The organism is Streptomyces sp. A2-16, from assembly GCF_018128905.1.
Taxonomy (GTDB): Bacteria; Actinomycetota; Actinomycetes; order Streptomycetales; family Streptomycetaceae; genus Streptomyces.
In genome coordinates, this window is sequence record NZ_CP063808.1 from 6,837,214 (window position 1) to 6,856,761 (window position 19,548).

Genomic DNA, 19,548 nt, shown 5'->3' on the forward strand with positions numbered 1-19,548 from the left:
CGACGTCCGATCCGTTCACTCCCCTCGCCACCAGCGCAGGAAGCGTCGGAGCAGGCTCGGGTGGTTGACCGACTGGGACGCCGCCGCCGACGTAACGGGGACGGGCTCCGGAGTCGTAGGCCGTGGTTCAGCAGACTCTGTCCGTACCGTGCCGACCTGCCAGTTGGCGGAACGCCGCAGCGGCATTGGGTTGAGAGAGGGTTGCTGTGTGTCCTGTTGAGGCTTCGGCTCGAACTTCACCGGCAGCTCCACCAGATGCCGATTCAGGATGAAGGACCGCCAGCGCAACTCCTCCTCTTCGCAGGCGAGTTGAACGTCAGGGAGACGAGTCAGCAGGGCGTCGACGCCTACGTCGGCGATGGCACGACCAATGTCCTGTCCCGGACATTCGTGGGGGCCGCCGCCGAAAGCCAGGTGGGCGCGATTGCCCTGCATGTTGGCCTTGAGGTCGGGACGGACGCGTGGGTCGACATTGCCCGGCGCGATACCGAAGAGAAGGGCGTCGCCGGTACGGATCCGCTGACCACCCAGCTCCGTGTCCTGCTTGGCGATGTACGGCAGGATCGTGCTGAACGGAGGCTCGTCCCACAGTGACTGCTCGACCGCCTCCGGCACCGTCATCTGGCCGCCGTTGAGCTGAGCACGGAACCGCGGGTCGGTGAGCACCATGCGCAGTACGTTGGCGATGAGGTTGGCGGTGGTCTCGTACGCGGCGATCAGGACGACCCGCAGATGCTGGCTGATCTCCTCATCGGTGAGCCGCGCCGGATGTTTGATCAGGTGGCTGGTGAAGTCTTCCTTGGGTTCGGCTCGGCGACGGACGGTGAGCCGGGTCAGGGCGTCCATGATGTACTCGTTGCTGGCGATGGCGGTCTCGGTGCCCTTGAGCATGTCGCGGGCGGCCTGCACGATGCGTTCGCCGTACTCCTCGGGCATGCCCAGGATCTCGCACATCACCGCCATCGGCAGGTGCTCGGCGAACTGGCTGACCAGGTCTGCTCTGCCCTCCTCGCAGAACTTGTTGACGAGGAGCTGGGTCGCACGGTTCGCGTAGCGGCGAATACCCCGGTGGTCAATGGTCGACATGGCACCGGTGACCGCGCCGCGCAGCCGCCGATGCTCGTCGCCCTCAGCGTGGCAGCAGATGGGCTGCCATGCGATGTGCGGCATGAGTGGATGGTCGGGCTTGACGCTGCCGTCCCGCAGAGCGCTCCATTGCCGGGTGTCACGGCAGAACTGCGACGGCGTGCGCACCATGTGCATGTTTTCGCCATGCCCGAGCACGACCCAGATCGGCACGTCGTCGTGAAGCAGTGCGGGGGCCACCGTGCCGTACCGGTCGCGGAGCTCTTCGTACACAGCTCCGAGATCCTCCGCATCAGGGCCGTACAACCGACGCAGCCCGCCGGGTCCGATGCCGTGCGCGGGGCAACCGGGGGGCGGGACGGATGTGGCGTGGTCCGTGCCGGCCGGGTAAAGGGATTCAGACGTCACGATGGTCGCTCCGGAACTGAAGTAGATCTGCTGTACAGGAAGGTGGGTCAGGCGCGCTGGTCTCCGGATCATGCCGGTGTCTTCTCCGTCGTCAGTGAGTGCAGGAACCGCAGCAGCGTCATCAGCACGTCCCGGCTGGACGCCCGCCGTCGCGCGTCGCATTCGAGGATCGGGATCTCCTCGCTGAGGTCGAGCGCGGTGCGCAGCTCCTCGATGTCGTAACGGGGGCCGTCAGGGAAGGTGTTGACAGCGACGACGAAGGGCACACCGCGCTCCTCCAGGCGGCCCATGACGTCGAAACTGACTTCCAGGCGGCGGGTGTCGACCAGGACGACCGCGCCGAGCGCGCCTTCGAACAGCCCGTTCCACAGGAACCAGAAGCGTTCCTGGCCGGGGGTGCCGAAGAGGTACAGCACCAGTTGCTCGGTGATGCTGATGCGGCCGAAGTCCATGGCCACGGTGGTGGCCGTCTTGGTCTCCGAGCCGTAGTTGTCGTCGACCCCGATGCCGGCCTGGGTCATGGTCTCCTCGGTGGTCAGCGGTTTGATCTCGCTGACCGAGCCGACCATGGTCGTCTTGCCGACGCCGAAGCCGCCGACGATGACGATCTTCACCGCGGCCTGGGCGGTCTGGGGGAGGTGGTCCTCGGTACGCGGACCGGGGATGGTGTCAGAGCCGTTGAAGTCCATGCATCACCGCTTCGAGGAGGGAACGGTCGGCAAGCGCCTGGCGGATCACAGGGGCGCGCGCCGTCACCAGTTCGGCCGTCAGCAGCTCGGTGAGCAGGACGGTCACCACGCTGAACGGCAGGCTGAGATAGGCGGACAGCTCGGCCACGGACAGGGGGGCCGTGCAGAGCCTGAGCAGCGCCGCCTGCTCGGGCGTGGCGGAAGGCGGTGGGTCGGCGTGCGCCACGATTAAGGTGACCAGGTCGAGCTCCGAGCGCTCGGCTCCGTCGGGGCCGGTGATGACGTACAGCCGCTCGGGGTTCTTCTTCGGTCCCTCGGGCGGGTCCTGGGCCTCCTGCGGGGGTTGCGGTGCCGGTTCCGGACTGGCCTTGGGGAATCGCCGTCGGCGTTGCGGAGGAGTCATACGGTCTGCCCGTTGCGTCGGGGCGGACTGGTCAGGTGCGCGCCGATTCGGACGACCAGGTCGCTCATGCGAGCGCTCATGTGGCCGGGCTCGGTGATGATGTCGGAGAGCACCGCCAGATAGGCGTTGGGGCCGGCGGCCATCAGGTAGAAGTAGCCCCCGTGGATCTCGATGAGGACCATCTTCATCTTGCCGTCGCTGCCCGGGATCTCCCCGGCGACGGCGCCCGCCAGGCTCTGCAGACCCGCGCATGCGGCGGCGACGCGGTCGGCGGTGTCGGGGTCACCGCCGTGGCGGGCGATGCGCAGGCCGTCGGCGGAGAGCACCACGATCATCTGGATGCCCGGTACGCCTTTGGCGAGGTCCTGGAGCATCCAGTCGAAGTTGCCTCGCTGCTGGATCACTTGAGGTTCCCCTCGTCTTCGGCCTCGGTACGGGCCGGTTCGTCGGTCGGCTGGGTGACTGCGGAAGCGGTGGGGCGCTTGAGCCCATCCATGAACGCCTGGACCCACAGGCCCGGCGGGGTGTCGTCCGGCTTCGGCTCGGGCTCCGGTTCGCGCCCGGCCGTCGACCAGATGGTCGGCTTGCCCTCGCGCTCGGCGCGTTCGATCTCGGCCTGTTCGGCGTAGCGCTGGGTGAGCGAGGTCTTGACCCGGCTGCGGCGCTGCGGCAGCCCGTTGGCGGTCCACTCGGTGACCTCGGGGACGTCGTCCTCCATGGAAACCGGGGTCGTGAACTTGGGGCTGGTGGGGCGGCGCTTCTTGATGGTGCGCTTGGGCCCGGGCAGCGCGCCGAGTTCGGCCTTGGGCACGGCGGTGGCGCCGATGCCGTGGGCGAGTCCGACACCGGGCTCGTCGGTGAGCATGTCGCTGGGCACGACGAGGATCGCGCGGACGCCGCCGTACGCGGAGGCACGCAGGGAGACCTGCATGTCGTACGCCTGGCAGAGCCGGCCCACGACGGCGAGGCCGAGGCGCGGCGACTCGCCCAGGTCCTGGAGGTCCACGCCGGCCTTGGCGCGCTCCAGCATGCCCTCGGCGCGCAGGCGGGCCTCCTCGCTGAGGCTGACGCCGGCGTCCTCGATCTCGATGCAGACGCCGGTCTGCACCTCGGTGGCGGTGACGTGCACCTTGCTCTGCGGCGGGGAGTAGCGCGTGGCGTTGTCGAGGAGTTCGGCCGCCGCGTGGATGACCGGCTCGACGGCGGTGCCCTTGACGTTGACCTTGGCGATCGAGGACAGGTCGATGCGCCGGTACTCCAGGATCCGGGACATGGCGCCGCGCAGCACGCTGTAGAGCGCGACGGGCTCGGGCCACTGGCGGCCGGGGCGGCCGCCGCCGAGGACGGAGATGGAGTCGGCGAGCCGGCCGATCAGCGCGGTGCCGTGGTCGATGCGCAGGAGGTCGTCGAAGACCTCGGGGTTGCGGCCATGGTCTTCCTCCATCTCCCGCAGTTCGTTGGCCTGCTGGTGGACGATGGCCTGGACACGGCGGGCGATGTTCACGAAGGAGCGCTGCGCGGCGTCGCGCATGATCTCCTCGGTGTCGACGATGGTGAGCACCGTCTTCAGCAGCCGGATCTGCGGCTCGGGCAGGTTCGCCCACGCGGGGTCGTACTCGCCGAGTTGGCGAATCACCTCTCCGGGGGAACTTCCGCGGCGCAGCCAGTCCAGCGCGGTGGGCGCGATCTCCTTGGCGAACCGGACGAGGTCCTGGTCGTGGTCGGCGATGCGCTGCTGCAGGTGAGCCGTGTGACGCAGGTGCTCGAGTCGCTGGTCGCGCAGCTCGCGACCGCGCCGCACCGCCTCGGCCGCCACGGCGATCACCAGCAGCGTGGCGACGGCACCGCACCAGCCCACGGCGACCCTGGCCGGCTGCTGCACCAGCGCGACACCGGTCCCGGTCGCCGCGGCCATGACTATGGCGGGGAGCAACAGTACGCGCGCATACGGCAGTTCACGGCGTCCTGGGGGGGATTGAACACTCACCATGGGGCCCTCTGAGACGTATCGACGGGGAGTCGCACATATAGGGAACAAGCGCACGAATACACATCAACTCGGTGCGCTGCGGGCGAGCTTAGTCCGACCGGATCATCGCCGTGTCATATTCAGCAAGCGCCTGAAACGGGCATTGCGACTGGAGTACCCTCGGCCCATTTACACGCTCTGACATCAACCGAACACGGCGAGTCATGGGGCACGCGCGTACGGAAATCACCCACCGTGACGGGTGAAGATCGGCTTCCGACCGGGTGGCGGGCTCAGCGCGCCGGGCTCAGCGCACCGAGCTCAGCGCACCGAGCTCAGCGCACCGAGCTCAGACGCCCGCGATGCGCAGGGCCGCGTCCGCGGTGGCCTCCGCGAAGACCGAGACCGGTCGCTCGGGGTCGGAGCGGTGGACGAGGATCACACCCTCGATCAGGCCGAACAGCAGGTCCGTGCGCAGATCGAGCTCGTTCTTGGCGAGGGCGCCACCCGCGGCCGTCGCGGCCAGCAACTGCCGGTAGGCGTCCTTGAGTTCGGCGCGGACCGCATGGAAGCCGGCGAAGCGCTCGGCGCGCACCTCGGGCAGCAGGTAGAGCCCGCCGAGGTTGTACGGCCCCCCGCACAGCACCTCGACGTCCGCACGGCACAGCTCCCACAGCCGGTTCTCCGGCGGGGCCGTGTCGTCGGCGAGCAGCTCACGGGCGTACACCAGCGAGGGCGTGACGGTGGACTCCAGGAGCTCGGCGAGGAGCTCCTCCTTGCCGGAGACGTAGTGGTACATGGACGCCTGGCGCATGCCCGCGCGCTCGGCAACGGCCCGGGTGCTGGTCGCGGCATAGCCGAGGGAGGTGAACAACTCGGCTGCGGCGACGAGGAGTTCCTCACGTGGCGCCAGCCCGCTGTCCGGCCGCCGCGCGGCCCGCGGCCTGCCGACCCGACGCCCGGACTCCGCCGCACCACCTGTCGTACCCATGCGTTCGATCCTCGCACACGGAGCGTACGGGGGTGTCGGCCGCTCGCCGCGCCACCAGCCGGCACGGCACCCGTCCACCGCCGGCCACCACTCGTCGGCACGCGCACCAGCGACACCACCCCGGGCCCACGGCGAACAGCACGACCACCGAACCGAACGACACCCCAACACACCCCACCCAGCCACACCCCAACACACCGAACGGCACCGCACCACACCGCCCCACACCCCCGTGAGCCCCCGGTAACCACCCCGCAACACCCGGGCAATCCCCCCGACCTACCCCCGCCCTAATTTCTGTCGAGCGACAGAAACACCCCCCGGAGCCGGAGGTCCCGCCATGGCCACAGAGACCACGTACGGAGCCCGAGACCATGCTCGCGCCCAGGAGGGCACCCGCGCCGAGGCCATGCCCGTCGTCCCGGCCGGCGACTGGCCGGACCCCCCGGCCATGGCAGGCCCCCTGGTGTGGGCGGAGACGGTCGCGGGCGGCAACTACACCCACCGCGTCCTCGCCCGCGGCACCGAACTGCGCCTCACGGACCTGCACGGAGACGCCTGCGCCCATGTCCTCCTGTACGCGGAAGGGCGCCCCTGGGAGCGTCTGAACGTCGCCGACACGGTCAAGGTCCAGTGGAACGCGTACCTCGGTGAGGGACAGCTGCTCCTGTCCGACCAGGGCCGTGTCCTCGCGAGCGTCGTCGCCGACTCCTCCGGTCGCCATGACGCCCTGTGCGGCACGTCCACCCTCGTCCGCAACACCGAGCGCTACGGCGACGGCACCCCCCAGAGCCCCTCCCCCGCGGGCCGCGAGCTCTTCAAGCTGGCGGCCGCGAAGAACGGCCTCGAACCCCGCGACCTGCCGCCCTCGCTCTCCTTCTTCCAAGGCGTCCGGATCCGCGAGGACGGCACCCTCGACTTCACCGGCTCGGCCGGCCCCGGCAGCAGCGTCACTCTCCGCGCCGAGCAGGACGTGACCGTACTGATCGCGAACGTCCCCCATCCGGCCGACCTCCGCCCCGACTACGTCAGCACCTCCCTGGAGGTCCTCGCCTGGCGCGCCGCGCCCACCCGCGCCGGCGACGCCCTGTGGGACGCCACCCCCGAAGGCCGCCGCGCCTTCCTCAACACCGCCGAATTCCTCGCCTCGAAGGGACGCGCATGAAGCCCGAGGAGACACTCCCGAAGGCCGAAGCAACGCTCAGGAGGACAGTCGTCCCGGCCCGTGCCGCCTGGTCGTCCGTCATCCGCGAGGGCGAGACGCTCACCATCACCGACCTGCACGGCAACCAAGCCGTGGACTTCCTCGTCTACGACGCCCACGACACGGCGGTCCGCTACAGCGCCCCCGACACCATCCAGGCACAGGGCGGCATCTTCCTCACCACGGGCAGCGTGCTGATGTCCGGCGAGCACACCCCGCTGATGACGGTCACCGCCGACGACGTGGGCCGCCACGACACCGTCGGCGGCGCCTGCTCCAAGGAGTCGAACACCCTGCGCTACGGCCACCACACCTGGTCGCAGCACGCGTGCGTGGACAACTTCCTCGCCGAGGGCGCGAAGCACGGCCTCGGCAAGCGCGACCTCGTCTCCAACATCAACTGGTACATGAACGTCCCCGTCGAGCAGGACGGCACCCTCGGCATCGTCGACGGCATCTCCGCCCCGGGCCTGACCCTGACCCTGCGCGCCGAGCGCGACGTCCTCGTCCTCGTCTCCAACTGCCCCCAGATCAACAACCCCTGCAACGGCTTCGACCCCACACCCGTGCAGATGACGATCGGTGCCGCCCGATGACCTTCGACACCCTCCTCATCGCCAACCGGGGCGAGATAGCGGTCCGGATCATCCGCACGGCCCGCGAACTCGGCCTGCGCACGGTCGCGGTGTACTCCGACGCCGACCGCGCCGCACCCCACGTCCGGCTCGCCGACCGGGCCGTGCGCCTGGGCCCGGCGCCCGCGAAGGAGTCGTACCTCGACGCCGACCTGGTGCTGAAGGCGGCCAAGGACTCCGGCGCGGGCGCCATCCACCCCGGCTACGGCTTCCTGTCCGAGGACGCCGCGTTCGCCCGCCGCTGCGAGGACGCGGGGATCGTGTTCGTGGGTCCGACGCCGGAGCAGTTGGAGCTGTTCGGCGCGAAGCACACGGCACGGGCGGCCGCGGAGGCGGCCGGGGTGCCCCTGGCACCGGGGACGGGACTGCTGCCCTCCGTCGACGCAGCCCTCGAGGCCGCGGGAGCCATCGGCTATCCCGTCATGCTCAAGGCCACCGGCGGTGGTGGCGGCATCGGCATGTCCGCCTGCCACTCCGCCGCCGAACTGACCGACGCCTGGGACCGGGTGCAGCGCGTCGCGGCCGCCTCCTTCTCCTCGGCCGGCGTCTTCCTGGAACGGCTCGTCGAGCACGCCCGCCATGTCGAGGTGCAGGTCTTCGGTGACGGCGAGGGCGGGATCGTCACCTTCGGCGACCGCGACTGCTCTCTCCAGCGCCGCAACCAGAAGGTCCTGGAGGAGGCCCCGGCCCCGGGCCTGCCCCCGCACGTTCGCACACAACTCACGGACAGCGCACGCGACTTGTGCACCGCCGTCGGCTACCGCTCCGCGGGAACCGTCGAGTTCGTCTACGACGCCGCCCGTGAGGAGGTCTACTTCCTGGAGGTCAACACCCGTCTGCAGGTGGAGCATCCGGTCACCGAGGAGATCTACGGCGTCGACCTGGTCGCCTGGATGCTCCGCCTGGCCCGGGGCGAGCGGGACGTCGTGCGCGAGCCGGGCCCGCCGCGCGGCCACGCCGTCGAGGCCCGCGTCTACGCCGAGGACCCCTCACGCGAACACCGGCCCAGCGCGGGCCTGTTGACGCGGGTCGAGTTCCCCACCGGGGTGCGTGTCGACGGCTGGGTGGAGACCGGCACCGAGGTGACGACGTCGTACGACCCGATGCTCGCGAAGGTCATCGCGTACGGCCCGGACCGCGCCCACGCGCTCCAGCGGCTGGACGAAGCCCTGGCACGCACCCGCGTCGACGGCATCGAGACCAACCTGGGCCTGGTCCGGGCGGCGCTGGCGCACACCGACTTCAAGGCGGGCGCGCATTCCACGGCGACCCTCGCCACGGTCCAGGATCCGACCCCGCGCGTCGAGGTCGTGGCCGCCGGCACGCTCACCACGGTCCAGGACTGGCCCGGCCGCACCGGCTACTGGCAGGTGGGCGTTCCGCCGTGCGGGCCGATGGACGACCGTTCCTTCCGGCTCGGCAACCGGGCGCTGGGCAACCCGGAGGGCGCCCCCGGCCTCGAATGCACCCTGCAGGGACCGTCGTTGAGGTTCACCCACCGCACGACCGTCTGCGTGACGGGTGCCCCGGCCGCCGTCACCGTGGACGGCACCCCGGTCCCGCAGTGGGAGCCCCTCCAGGTGCCCGCGGGCGGAACCCTGGAGGTGGGCGCCCCCGCGGAGCACGGCCTGCGCACCTACGTCCTCTTCGCGGGCGGCCTGGACGTCCCCGCCTTCCTCGGCAGCGCGAGCACCTTCACGCTGGGCCGCTTCGGCGGACACGGGGGCCGGGCGCTGCGCACCGGGGACGTGCTGCACGGAGGCACCGAGGCAGCGGGCACCGGGGACGCGCTTCCCGGAAGCACCGAGGCAGTGGGCACCGCGGTCCTCGACCGCCCCTCCTACACCTCCACCTGGCACATCGCCGCCGTCGAAGGCCCGCACGCCGCCCCGGAGTTCTTCACCGAGGACGACATCCGCGACTTCTACGCCGCCGACTGGAAGGTCCACTTCAACTCGGCCCGCACCGGAGTCCGTCTGGTCGGTCCCAAGCCCCGCTGGGCCCGCGCCGACGGCGGCGAAGCGGGCCTGCACCCGTCCAACATCCACGACACCCCGTACTCGGTCGGCGCGGTCGACTACACGGGCGACATGCCGGTGCTGCTCGGCCCGGACGGGCCCTCGCTGGGCGGTTTCGTGTGCCCGGCGACCGTCATCAGCACCGAACGCTGGAAGCTGGGCCAGCTGCGCCCCGGTGACACGGTCCGCTTCGTCCCGGTCGACACGGACGGCTCCGCGCGCCCGGCCATCATGGACGGCGGCGTCCTCGCGCGCGACGGCGATGTGACGTACCGCCGCAGCGGCGACGACAACCTGCTCGTCGAGTTCGGACCCATGCAGCTGGACCTGGCGCTGCGCATGCGCGTCCACGCACTGATGGAGGCCGTGGCCGAACAGGGCCCGGACGGCATCACCGACCTCACACCCGGCATCCGCTCCCTCCAGATCCAGACGGATCCGAGCCGCCTGTCCCAGCACGAACTCCTCGCCGCCGTAAGGGAGATCACCACGGCCCTCCCGCCGTCCGACGAGCTGGTCGTCCCCTCCCGCACGGTCCACCTCCCGCTCTCCTGGGACGACCCGGCCACCCGCGAGGCGATCGCCCGCTACATGGCGGGCGTCCGCGACGACGCGCCCTGGTGCCCGTGGAACATCGAGTTCATCCGCCGCGTCAACGGCCTCGGCTCGGTGAACGACGTCTACCGCACGGTCTTCGACGCCGAGTACCTCGTGCTGGGCCTGGGCGACGTCTACCTCGGCGCCCCGGTGGCCACCCCGCTCGACCCGCGCCACCGCCTGGTGACCACCAAGTACAACCCGGCGCGCACCTGGACGGCCGAGAACTCGGTCGGCATCGGCGGCGCGTATCTGTGCATCTACGGCATGGAGGGCCCCGGCGGCTACCAGTTCGTGGGCCGTACGACCCAGGTGTGGTCGCCCTGGCAGCAGCGCGGCGCGTTCGAGGCGGGCTCGCCGTGGCTGCTGCGCTTCTTCGACCGCATCAAGTGGTATCCGGTGGACGCGGACGAACTCCTGCAGCTGCGCGCCGACATCACGTCCGGCCGCTTCGTGCCCCGCATCGAGGAAGGCACCTTCTCGCTCGCCGAGTACCAGACCTTCCTCGCCGAGAACGCCGAGTCCATAGCGGAGTTCAGGGCGCTCCAGCAGGCCGCCTTCGGCGCGGAGCGGGACGCGTGGGAGGCGGCGGGCGAGTTCGCACGGGCCGAGTCGGCGTCCACGCCGGCGCCCGCCCCCGCCGACATCGCGGTCCCCGCGGGCGGTCGCCTGATCGAGGCCGAATTCGCGGCCTCCGTATGGCAGTTGAACGTCGAGCCTGGCGACGAGGTGACGGCCGGCCAGCCGCTCCTCGCTCTGGAGGCGATGAAGATGGAGTCCAGAGTGCACGCCCCGGCGGCCGGCGTGGTCGTGGAGATCCTGGCCAGGCCGGGCGACCAGGTGGAGGCGGGGACGGCGCTGCTCGTCCTGGCCCCGCCGGCACAGTGAAACGTCCTGGCCCCGCCGGCACAGTGAAAGAGGAGCGAGCCATGTCCAGCACCGTCAACCGGGTCCGTGCCGCCTACGACCGCGTCGAGGCCGTGGACCGCCCCGAGATCTGGATCGATCTGCGCCCGCGGGACGAGGTCGAGCGGGAGGCCCGCACGATCGAACAACGGCTCGCGCGGGGCGAGCGACTGCCCCTCGCGGGCCGCCTGTTCGCCGCCAAGGGAAACATCGACGTGGCCGGCCTGCCCACGACCGCGGGCTGTCCGTCGTACGCCTACCACCCCGAGGCCGATGCCCCGGTGATCGCCGGTCTCCGCGCGGCGGGCGCGATCGTGCTCGGCACGACGAACCTGGACCAGTTCGCGACGGGCCTGGTCGGCACCCGCTCCCCGCACGGCGCGGTCCGCAACGCCCACGACCCGTCCCGCGTCAGCGGCGGCTCCAGCTCCGGCTCCGCGGTCGCCGTGGCCCTCGGCATCGTCGACTTCGCCCTCGGCACCGACACGGCGGGCTCGGGCCGGGTCCCGGCCGCCTTCAACGGCATCGTCGGCCTCAAGCCCACCCGCGGCCTGGTCCCCACCGCCGGGGTCGTCCCGGCCTGCGCCTCGATCGACTGCGTGACGGTGTTCGCCCGCACCCTCCCGGAGGCCGAGCAGGCGCTGTCCCACATGACGACCGGGACGGCCCCCTCGCTTCCCGGCCGCCGGCCCGGACCCTGGCGGATCGCGGTCCCCGCGCGCGAGCAGCTGGGCGAACTGGACAAGGGCTGGGCGCAGGCGTACGAGGAGGCCGTGGACCAGCTGGTCAGGGCCGGCGCGGCGGTGCGCGAGCTCGACCTCACGCCCTTCACGGAGGCGGCGGCGATGCTCTACGAGGGCGCCTTCGTGGCCGAGCGCTACACAGCCGTGGGTGCCTTTGTCGACAAGGCGATGGCAGCGAACGACGCGTCCCTGGACCCCACGGTCGCCGCGATCATCACTCGGGCCCGGGACCTCCCGGCCCACCAGCTCTACGCCGACATGGACCGCCTGAGCACCCTGCGGGCCCGGGCTCTGGAGGAGCTGGCCGACGCGGACGCCCTTCTCCTGCCCACCACCCCCGGCCACCCCACCCTCGCCGAGGTCGCCGCCGACCCCCTGGGCGCAAACGCCCGCCTGGGCCGCTTCACCAACTCCACGAACCTCTTCGACCTGGCCGCAGTCGCGGTCCCGTCCGGCGAGGTCGGCGGCCTCCCGTTCGGCGTGATGCTGATCGGCCCGGCCCACACCGACGAACGCCTGGCGAGGATCGCGGGCCTGCTCCGGCCGGAGACACGGCTGGCGGTGGTCGGCGCCCATCTGACGGGCCAGCCCCTGAACGCCCAACTCCTGGCGCTGGGCGCCCGCCTGGACCGTACGACGACCACGGCCCCGGTCTACCGCCTGCACGCCCTGCGCACAGACCCCCCGAAGCCGGGCCTGGTCCACGTGGGCGAGGGCGGCGCACCGATCGAGGCCGAGGTGTGGCGCCTCCCGGCGGAAGGTCTCGGCCGGCTCCTGGCGTCACTCCCCCGCCCGATGACCCTGGGCAGCGTCGAACTGTCGGACGGAGGCCGAGTCCCCGGCTTCCTCTGCGAACCCGGCGCCCTGACGGACGCCGAGGACATCACGCAGTACGGAGGCTGGCGTTCCTATCTGACCAACCGTCACCCCACCGACGAGTAGGCCACGACCCCCCGCAGCAACAGATCAACGGCCTTGCGCGCGTTCTTCGCGACGGAGGAGGACCCGTCACCACCCGACACAGGAGCCGCCGCGGAGATCTGCCCCAGCACGTCGATCACCTGCTTGCACCACCGCACGAAGTCCCCGGCCGGCATCTCCGCCTCCCGCAGCACCTCGTCGAGCCCCTTGCCGGAAGCCCACATGTAGGCGGCCCAGGCGAACCCGAGGTCGGGCTCGCGCTGGCCCACCCCTTCCGTCTGGCTGATCCGGAAGTCCTCCTCGAGCGCGTCCAGCCGCCCCCAGATCCGCACCATCTCCCCGAGCGCGGCCTTGGCCTTGCCGGACGGCAGCTTGGGCGCCATGGCGTCGTCGCCCACGCGGGCCTCGTACACCAACGCCGACACGCACGCGGCCAGTTCGGCGGGGCCGAGCCCCTCCCAGACGCCTTCCCGCAGGCACTCGCTGGCCAGCAGATCGAGCTCGCCGTACAGACGGGCCAGCCGCTTGCCGTGCTCGGTGACCTCGTCGCCGCGCAGATAGTCCAGCTCGGTCAGCAGGGCCACGATCCGGTCGAAGGTCCGCGCGATCGTGTTCGTACGCCCCTCGATGCGCCGCTCCAGCTGTGAGGTGTCGCGCAGCAGCCGGTGGTAGCGCTCGGCCCAACGGGCGTGGTCCTCCCGGTCGTTGCACCCATGGCAGGGATGCGCCCGGATCGCCGTCCGCAGCCGCGCGATCTCGCGGTCGTCGGCGGCCTGCGACCGCTGCTTCCGCGCCCGCTCCGGCGGAATGTGCCCTGCCTTGGTGCGCAGCGCGGAGGCCAGGTCCCGACGGGACTGCGGCGAGCGCGGGTTGAACGACTTCGGGATCCGCATCCGCTCCAGTGCTTCGACCGGCACGGGGAAGTCGATCGACGCGAGCCGCTTGACCTGCCGCTCGGCGGTCAGCACCAGCGGGCGCGGACCGTCATGGTGATCGAAGCCCCGGTGGCCGTTGGACCGGCCGGCGGGCAGGCCCGGGTCCAGGACCAGGGCGAGACCGGCGTACTTGCCCGTCGGCACGTGGATGACGTCACCCGGCTTGAGCTTCTCCAGCGCGACGGCCGCCTCGGCCCGCCGCTGGGCGACCCCCTGCCGGGCCAGCTCCGTCTCCCGGTCCTTGAGCTCGCGGCGCAGCCGCGCGTACTCCTCGAAGTCGCCGAGGTGGCAGGTCATGGAGGCCTTGTAGCCGTCCAGGCCCTCCTCGTTGCGCTGCACCTGACGCGAGATGCCCACGACCGACTTGTCGGCCTGGAACTGCGCGAAGGACGTCTCCAGGAGCTCACGCGAGCGGTGCCGGCCGAACTGCTCCACGAGATTGACCGCCATGTTGTACGACGGCTTGAAGCTGGAGCGCAGCGGATACGTACGCGTGCCCGCCAGTCCCGCCAGATGCTCCGGGCTGCTCCCACGCTGCCACAGCACCACCGCGTGGCCCTCGACATCGATGCCGCGCCGCCCCGCGCGCCCGGTCAGCTGGGTGTACTCGCCGGGCGTGATGTCGGCGTGCTGCTCGCCGTTCCACTTGACGAGCTTCTCCAGCACCACCGAACGCGCCGGCATGTTGATGCCCAGGGCGAGCGTCTCGGTCGCGAACACGGCCTTGACCAGGCCGCGCACGAAGAGCTCCTCGACGACCTCCTTGAAAGTCGGCAGCATGCCCGCGTGGTGGGCCGCGATGCCGCGCTCCAGGCCCTCCAGCCATTCGTAGTACCCGAGGACGTGGAGGTCCTCGGTCGGGATCGACGCGGTGCGCTCCTCGACGAGGGCGCGCACCTTGCCGCGCGCCTCGTCGTCGTTCAGCCGCAGTCCCGCGTACAGGCACTGCTGTACGGCCGCCTCGCACGCGGCGCGGCTGAAGATGAAGGTGATGGCGGGCAGCAGGCCCTCGGCGTCGAGGCGCTCGATGACCTCGGGCCGGCTCGGCGTCCACACCCGGGACCGCTGACGGCGCTCGCGCTCCCGGTCCGCCTCGCGCATCGCCCGGCCGCGTCTGCGGTCCTGGTACGAGGGCCGCTGCGCCTCCATCCGGGCCAGCCGCGCGAGATCGGGGTTGACGGCCTTCTTGTTGCCCTCGCCCTCCTCGAACAGGTCGTACATCCGCCGCCCGGCGAGGACGTGCTGGAACAGCGGCACGGGCCGGTGCTCGGAGACGATCACCTGGGTGTCGCCGCGCACGGTGTCGAGCCAGTCGCCGAACTCCTCGGCGTTGGACACGGTCGCCGACAGCGACACCAGGGTCACCGACTCGGGCAGGTGGATGATCACCTCTTCCCACACGGCGCCCCGGAAGCGGTCGGAGAGGTAGTGCACCTCGTCCATGACCACGTATCCGAGGCCGAGGAGGGTCTGCGAGCCCGCGTACAGCATGTTCCGCAGGACCTCGGTGGTCATCACGACCACGGGGGCGTCGGAGTTGACGCTGTTGTCGCCGGTGAGCAGACCGACCTTGTCGGCGCCGTAACGGCGGCTCAGGTCCGCGTACTTCTGGTTCGACAGCGCCTTGATGGGTGTCGTGTAGAAACACTTCTTGCCCTGCTGGAGGGCGAGGTGGACGGCGAACTCGCCGACGATCGTCTTGCCGGAGCCGGTGGGGGCGGCCACCAGCACGCCCTTGCCGGCTTCGAGAGCCCGGCAGGCCTCGATCTGGAAGGGGTCGAGACCGAAGTCGTACATCTCGCGGAAGCCCGCGAGCGCGGTGGCCTGCTCGGCTGCCCGCAGGCGGGCTGCCGCGTACCGCTCGGCCGGGGAGAGGTCCTCTGTCATCGTGCTTTCGAGCGTACCGGGCGCCACTGACAACAGGACGATCATTATCCGGATCCAGGTTCGCGAAACCTGGCCTTCACGCAGTTCACGGGCCCACCACGGACACCGCCCCGCGGACACAGCGGGCCGTCAGCGGCAGGGGCCCGAGCGGCTCGCCGTCCGCGTATCCCGTGACGCCGGCCGCGCTGATCTCGACCTTCGCCGCCCGCACCACGGTGACCTTGGGGTGGTCGACGTGGGTGCCCCGGTACACGCTCGGGAACACCCGCAGCAGGGTCGTACGGCTGCAGTCGCCGACCACTGTGAGGTCGAACAGCCCGTCGGTGAGGTCCGCGCCCGGGCAGATCCGCATGCCGCCGCCGTACGAGGACCCGTTGCCGACGGCCACCAGGGTCGCCTCGACCTCGCGGACCTCGCCGTCGTCGAGCGTGATCCGGTACGGGAGGGGCCGGAAGGCGGCCAGTTCGGCGAGCATCGCGAGGTCGTACTTGAGGCGGCCGGTGGGCCATCGCATGCGGTTGCCGCGGTCGTTGACGCGGGAGTCGAAGCCGGAGGCGAGGACGGTGCCGAACCAGCGGTCACCGGTCTGTCCGAGGTCGGTGTCGTGAACGCGGCCCTCCTTGAGGGCAGCGGCGATCAGCCGGCCCGCGGCGGCGGGGTCGCGCACCGGCAGTCCCAGGGCGCGGGCCAAGTCGTTGCCGGTGCCCGCGGCGACCAGGCCGAACGGGGTACCGGTACCGGCCACGGCCTGGAGGGCGAGGTTCGCCATGCCGTCGCCGCCGACCGCGATCAGAGCGCCGGTGCCGTCCGCGACGGCGGCACGCGCGCGTGCGAGGGCGTCGGAGGCGTCCGCGCCGAGTACGGTCCGCACCGCGAAGCCTGCCGCCCGCAACGCGGAAGCGGCCGGCTGCGCCGCGTGGGCGCCCCGGCCGCGGCCCGCGGTGGGGTTGACGAAGAGGGTGATCTCGCTGGTCACGGAAGTGACCTTACGAGCCGCTTCCCGCTCGTCAGGTCACGTCGTCATAACCGTTGACCCGGTCCGTGGCCGACTGCTCGGGCAGTGCCCGGCTCGCGGAGACGGTCTCGACCTCGCCGATGTCCTCGGGGGTGAGATCCAGGTCGGAGGCCTCGTCGTCGTCGGGTCCCTCGGCATCGCGACGGCGCCTGCGCCGGTCGTTGAGCAGGGAGAAGGCGGTCGCCGCGAAGTACAGCACCCAGATCGGCGCGGCGAGCGCCAGCATCGTGAGCGGGTCGGTGCTCGGTGTGGCGACGGCCGCGAACACGGTGATGGCCATGATCATGCCGCGCCACCAGCCGAGCATCCGCTTGCCGGTGATCAACCCGGTGAGGTTGAGGAAGACCAGCAGCAGGGGCAGCTCGAAGGAGAGGCCGAAGACCAGCACCATGCGCAGGACGAGGTCGAGCAGGTCGTCCAGGGGCAGCAGGTTGGAGGTGCCGCCCGGGGTGAAGCCGATCAGTACCTGCGCCGTGGTCGGCAGGACCGTGTAGGCGAAGTAGGCGCCGATGAGGAAGAGCGGGGCGCCGGTGCCGACGAACGCGTACGCGTACTTCTTCTCGTGCCGGTGCAGGCCGGGGGCGACGAAGGCCCACAGCTGGTAGAGCCAGACCGGGGAGGCCGCGACGACGCCGGCCATCAGCGACACCTTCAGTGCCAGCGTGAAGGGCGCGAGAAGGCCGTTGATCGTGATCTCGGCGCACGGCTTGGTCGAGTGCGTCGACTTGGCCAGTTCCGCGAAGGACTTGTCACAGCCGACCGAGTCGAGGATCGGCTTGGTGATCAAGTTGATGATGTCGTTGTAGAAGAAGGCGGCGACCACCGTGATGGCGACGATGGCCAGCATCGCCTTCGCGAGCCGGTTGCGGAGCTCACGAAGGTGATCCGCGAGAGGCATCCGCCCCTCGGGATCCCGCTCCTCTTTGCGGGCAGACTTCAGCAACCCACGTTCCCATCTCGTGCGGGCGGGCCGGAGGTCACCGGCCCCGCGTCAGCGCTTGGTCGTGTCCGTCGGCTCGGTGACCGGGCGCGAGCTCGTCACGTCGCCGGGGCTGGCCTGGATGGTGCGCTGAGCCGGGGTCTGCTCGTCGGTGTTGGGCGGACCGGCCGGGGTGGCCGTGCTGCTGCCCTCGTCCTTCATCGCCTTGGCCTCGCTCTTGAGGATGCGAGCGGACTTGCCGAGCGAGCGCGCCATGTCGGGAAGCTTCTTCGCGCCGAACAGCAGGATGATGACGACGAGGATGAGAATGATCTCGGGGGCGCCGAGCCTTCCGAACATAAGTCTTTACCTTCTCACCGAGGCGGCTTGTGGGGTGCTGTCCGACCGGTCGGACATGTGTCCGATCAGTCGTGCTGACAGCGATCGTAACGCTCAGGGGTGAACGCCTGGCAATCCCTGTGCGTACTCCCGGTTCGCGGCCGAGCCTCGTTATCCGGACCGCGACCAGCAGCGTACCTGCCGACCCTGCCACGGTGACAGGGCGAAGTGGCCCAAAACGCATCCTGCCCTCGACTCACACCCAACTCTCAGCAGTACTCACAGTGAGTCGACGGAACGAGCGGTGCTCACCGCCGCGCGCTCCAGATCCTCCGCGGCCCGGTTGATGCGCCGCGCGGAGTCCGTGACCTGACGGCCGAGGCGCTGCGCCTCCACGAAGACCCGGACGGCGAGCACGCCCAGCACGGCAAGACCAACGAAACCCACAGCTACCGCGAACATCGGCCAGAACATGACACCGAGCCTAGAGGGTCCAGAGGGAGTGAAGGGTCCGGAGGGGCTAGACGGTGGAGTGGAGTCGCAGCGTCCGGACCCCGCCGCCGGTCAGCAGCTCCACGATCCGCTCCCCCGCGGGCTTGCGGACGGCCGCGCCGCACTCGGGGCAGGTGAACGAGTAGAAGGTGGTGCGGCTGCTCGCGCCGATGGCGAGGCGAAAGGCGCTCGCGGCCAGCTCGAACCGCTCCCGGCAGTCCGGGCAGCCCGCCTTGAACGTCACCGGGGCCACGCTTCTCATCCCCGCGAAGGCGGCAGCCACCGTGATGCCCGGCCCAGACGTCGCCGACTCGCTCAAAGCCCCTGCTCCTGCCTGTCGTACTGACCGTCGTCCTGCCCGTCGCCCCCCGCATCCGCCCCGCGCGCGCCCTGGGCATCGACCCCGTCGTAGGCCGCCAGGGCCTCGCGGGCCGCCTCGCGGGCGCTGTCGGCGAGGTCGCGCGGCGAGACGATACGGCCGTCACGGCCGAGCCGGAGCGCCAACCGCCTGAGCGATGCCGGGTCGGGAGTGCGGAGGGTAATACGCAGTCCGCCGTCGGAAAGCTCATCCGCACTGTCGTGCGGGTAGTACTCGGCGACCCAGCGGCCGCCGGGGCCGACCTCGACGACCACCTCGGGGTCCTCGGCCGCGGGCTGCACGAGCCCCTCGGACAGGTCCCTGAGCTCGACCTCGGGCGGCGCGGACGGCTCGTCGAGGATCTTGATCTCGGCGACGCGGTCGAGCCGGAAGGTGCGCCGCGCCTCGGAGCGGCGGCACCAGGCCTCCACATAGGTGTGACCGACGCTGACCAGACGGATCGGGTCGATCTCGCGTTCGGTGAGCTCGTCCCGGGCGGGCGAGTAGTAGCGGATCCACAGCCGCCGGCGCTCGGAGATGGCCCGGTCGACGTCCGCGAAGACACCGCCCTCGGACTCGAAGGTGACCGACAGCCGCGCGCTGGCCCCTGCGGTCTCACCGGCGGCGGTCTCCACCTTGGCGGTGGCCCGCAGCAGTGCCTGCCGGTCGCTCTCCCTGAGGCCCGGCAGCGTGGACACCGCGCGGGCGGCCACCAGCAGCGCGGTCGCCTCGTCCGCGGCGAGCCTGAGCGGCTCGGCCGTCTCCTCGCCGAGGGCAGCGGGGTTGTGCCACCAGATCCGCTCGCCGTCGGTGTCGATGTCGAGGAGGTCGCCGCCGCGGAAGCTGGTGCCGCACATGGGCAGCACGTCCAGGTCGGAGACCAGCTCGTCCTCGGTGATCCCGAAGGCGCGGGCCACGTCCTCGACCCGGGCGCCGGGGCGCTCCTTCAGATAGGTCACCAGGGAGAGCATCCGCCGGGTCTGGTCGATGGCGTTCGCCGGCCTGACCGGTTTGCCTGCCATGATCTCTTCCG

Annotated in this window: 17 protein-coding genes; 4 read left to right on the plus strand and 13 right to left on the minus strand. The window is 71.0% G+C overall.

The window, feature by feature from the left end; genetic code table 11:
• Window positions 1-15 precede the first annotated feature (15 nt).
• The 6 genes from IOD14_RS30725 to IOD14_RS30750 all read right to left on the minus strand — a co-directional run bounded on the left by IOD14_RS30725 (window position 16) and on the right by IOD14_RS30750 (window position 5,546).
• On the minus strand, window positions 16-1,566 hold the full coding sequence (locus IOD14_RS30725) for a cytochrome P450 (protein ID WP_249126106.1): 1,551 nt from the start codon (window positions 1,564-1,566) through the stop codon (window positions 16-18).
• On the minus strand, window positions 1,563-2,183 hold the full coding sequence (locus IOD14_RS30730; protein ID WP_212672089.1) for an ATP/GTP-binding protein: 621 nt from the start codon (window positions 2,181-2,183) through the stop codon (window positions 1,563-1,565). Before IOD14_RS30730 ends, IOD14_RS30725 begins: the two co-directional genes overlap by 4 nt.
• Window positions 2,164-2,586, minus strand: coding sequence for a DUF742 domain-containing protein (locus tag IOD14_RS30735; RefSeq protein WP_212672090.1), 423 nt, complete (start codon window positions 2,584-2,586; stop codon window positions 2,164-2,166). Before IOD14_RS30735 ends, IOD14_RS30730 begins: the two co-directional genes overlap by 20 nt.
• Window positions 2,583-2,990: a roadblock/LC7 domain-containing protein gene (locus IOD14_RS30740; RefSeq protein ID WP_007380839.1), complete on the minus strand. Its 408-nt coding sequence runs from the start codon at window positions 2,988-2,990 to the stop codon at window positions 2,583-2,585. Before IOD14_RS30740 ends, IOD14_RS30735 begins: the two co-directional genes overlap by 4 nt.
• On the minus strand, window positions 2,987-4,576 hold the full coding sequence (locus IOD14_RS30745) for an ATP-binding protein (RefSeq protein WP_212672091.1): 1,590 nt from the start codon (window positions 4,574-4,576) through the stop codon (window positions 2,987-2,989). The genes IOD14_RS30740 and IOD14_RS30745 overlap by 4 nt, the downstream gene beginning before the upstream one ends.
• Window positions 4,577-4,904: 328 nt before the next feature.
• Window positions 4,905-5,546, minus strand: coding sequence for a TetR/AcrR family transcriptional regulator (locus tag IOD14_RS30750; protein WP_123988065.1), 642 nt, complete (start codon window positions 5,544-5,546; stop codon window positions 4,905-4,907).
• A gap of 340 nt (window positions 5,547-5,886) precedes the next feature.
• On the opposite strand from IOD14_RS30750, the gene IOD14_RS30755 reads away from it, so the two are divergent.
• Genes IOD14_RS30755 through atzF form a run of 4 tightly spaced genes read left to right on the plus strand, consistent with a single transcriptional unit; the run spans window position 5,887 to window position 12,591 of the window.
• Complete coding sequence (locus IOD14_RS30755) at window positions 5,887-6,711, plus strand: urea amidolyase associated protein UAAP1 (protein ID WP_212672092.1); 825 nt, start codon at window positions 5,887-5,889, stop codon at window positions 6,709-6,711.
• A complete protein-coding gene (locus IOD14_RS30760; RefSeq protein ID WP_123988067.1) occupies window positions 6,708-7,346 on the plus strand; it encodes an urea amidolyase associated protein UAAP2 in 639 nt (212 codons plus the stop codon). Before IOD14_RS30755 ends, IOD14_RS30760 begins: the two co-directional genes overlap by 4 nt.
• Window positions 7,343-10,888, plus strand: a complete 3,546-nt coding sequence (locus IOD14_RS30765; protein ID WP_212672093.1) for a 5-oxoprolinase/urea amidolyase family protein — start codon at window positions 7,343-7,345, stop codon at window positions 10,886-10,888. The genes IOD14_RS30760 and IOD14_RS30765 overlap by 4 nt, the downstream gene beginning before the upstream one ends.
• A 41-nt stretch (window positions 10,889-10,929) precedes the next feature.
• Window positions 10,930-12,591 carry an allophanate hydrolase gene (gene atzF, locus IOD14_RS30770; RefSeq protein ID WP_212672094.1) on the plus strand — a complete coding sequence of 554 codons (1,662 nt, stop codon included), beginning with the start codon at window positions 10,930-10,932 and terminating at the stop codon, window positions 12,589-12,591.
• Here the strand turns inward: atzF and IOD14_RS30775 are convergent.
• The 7 genes from IOD14_RS30775 to IOD14_RS30805 form a co-directional block, all read right to left on the minus strand.
• Window positions 12,573-15,437 carry a DEAD/DEAH box helicase gene (locus tag IOD14_RS30775; protein WP_123988070.1) on the minus strand — a complete coding sequence of 955 codons (2,865 nt, stop codon included), beginning with the start codon at window positions 15,435-15,437 and terminating at the stop codon, window positions 12,573-12,575. The two genes, atzF and IOD14_RS30775, sit on opposite strands and share 19 nt — an antisense overlap.
• 40 nt (window positions 15,438-15,477) lie before the next feature.
• Complete coding sequence (locus tag IOD14_RS30780; RefSeq protein ID WP_123988071.1) at window positions 15,478-16,368, minus strand: diacylglycerol kinase; 891 nt, start codon at window positions 16,366-16,368, stop codon at window positions 15,478-15,480.
• 31 nt (window positions 16,369-16,399) lie between these two features.
• Entirely contained in the window at window positions 16,400-17,350 is a 951-nt protein-coding gene (gene tatC, locus IOD14_RS30785) for a twin-arginine translocase subunit TatC (protein WP_174269073.1), read from the minus strand.
• A 48-nt stretch (window positions 17,351-17,398) separates the two neighbouring features.
• The gene (gene tatA / locus IOD14_RS30790; RefSeq protein WP_123988073.1) at window positions 17,399-17,686 is read right to left on the minus strand and encodes a Sec-independent protein translocase subunit TatA; all 288 of its coding nucleotides are present in this window, start codon (window positions 17,684-17,686) and stop codon (window positions 17,399-17,401) included.
• 258 nt (window positions 17,687-17,944) lie between these two features.
• Window positions 17,945-18,139, minus strand: a complete 195-nt coding sequence (locus IOD14_RS30795) for a hypothetical protein (RefSeq protein WP_123988074.1) — start codon at window positions 18,137-18,139, stop codon at window positions 17,945-17,947.
• 46 nt (window positions 18,140-18,185) lie between these two features.
• On the minus strand, window positions 18,186-18,476 hold the full coding sequence (locus IOD14_RS30800; protein ID WP_123988075.1) for a hypothetical protein: 291 nt from the start codon (window positions 18,474-18,476) through the stop codon (window positions 18,186-18,188).
• Window positions 18,473-19,537, minus strand: coding sequence for a WYL domain-containing protein (locus IOD14_RS30805; RefSeq protein ID WP_123988076.1), 1,065 nt, complete (start codon window positions 19,535-19,537; stop codon window positions 18,473-18,475). The genes IOD14_RS30800 and IOD14_RS30805 overlap by 4 nt, the downstream gene beginning before the upstream one ends.
• Between the last annotated feature and the right edge of the window lie 11 nt (window positions 19,538-19,548).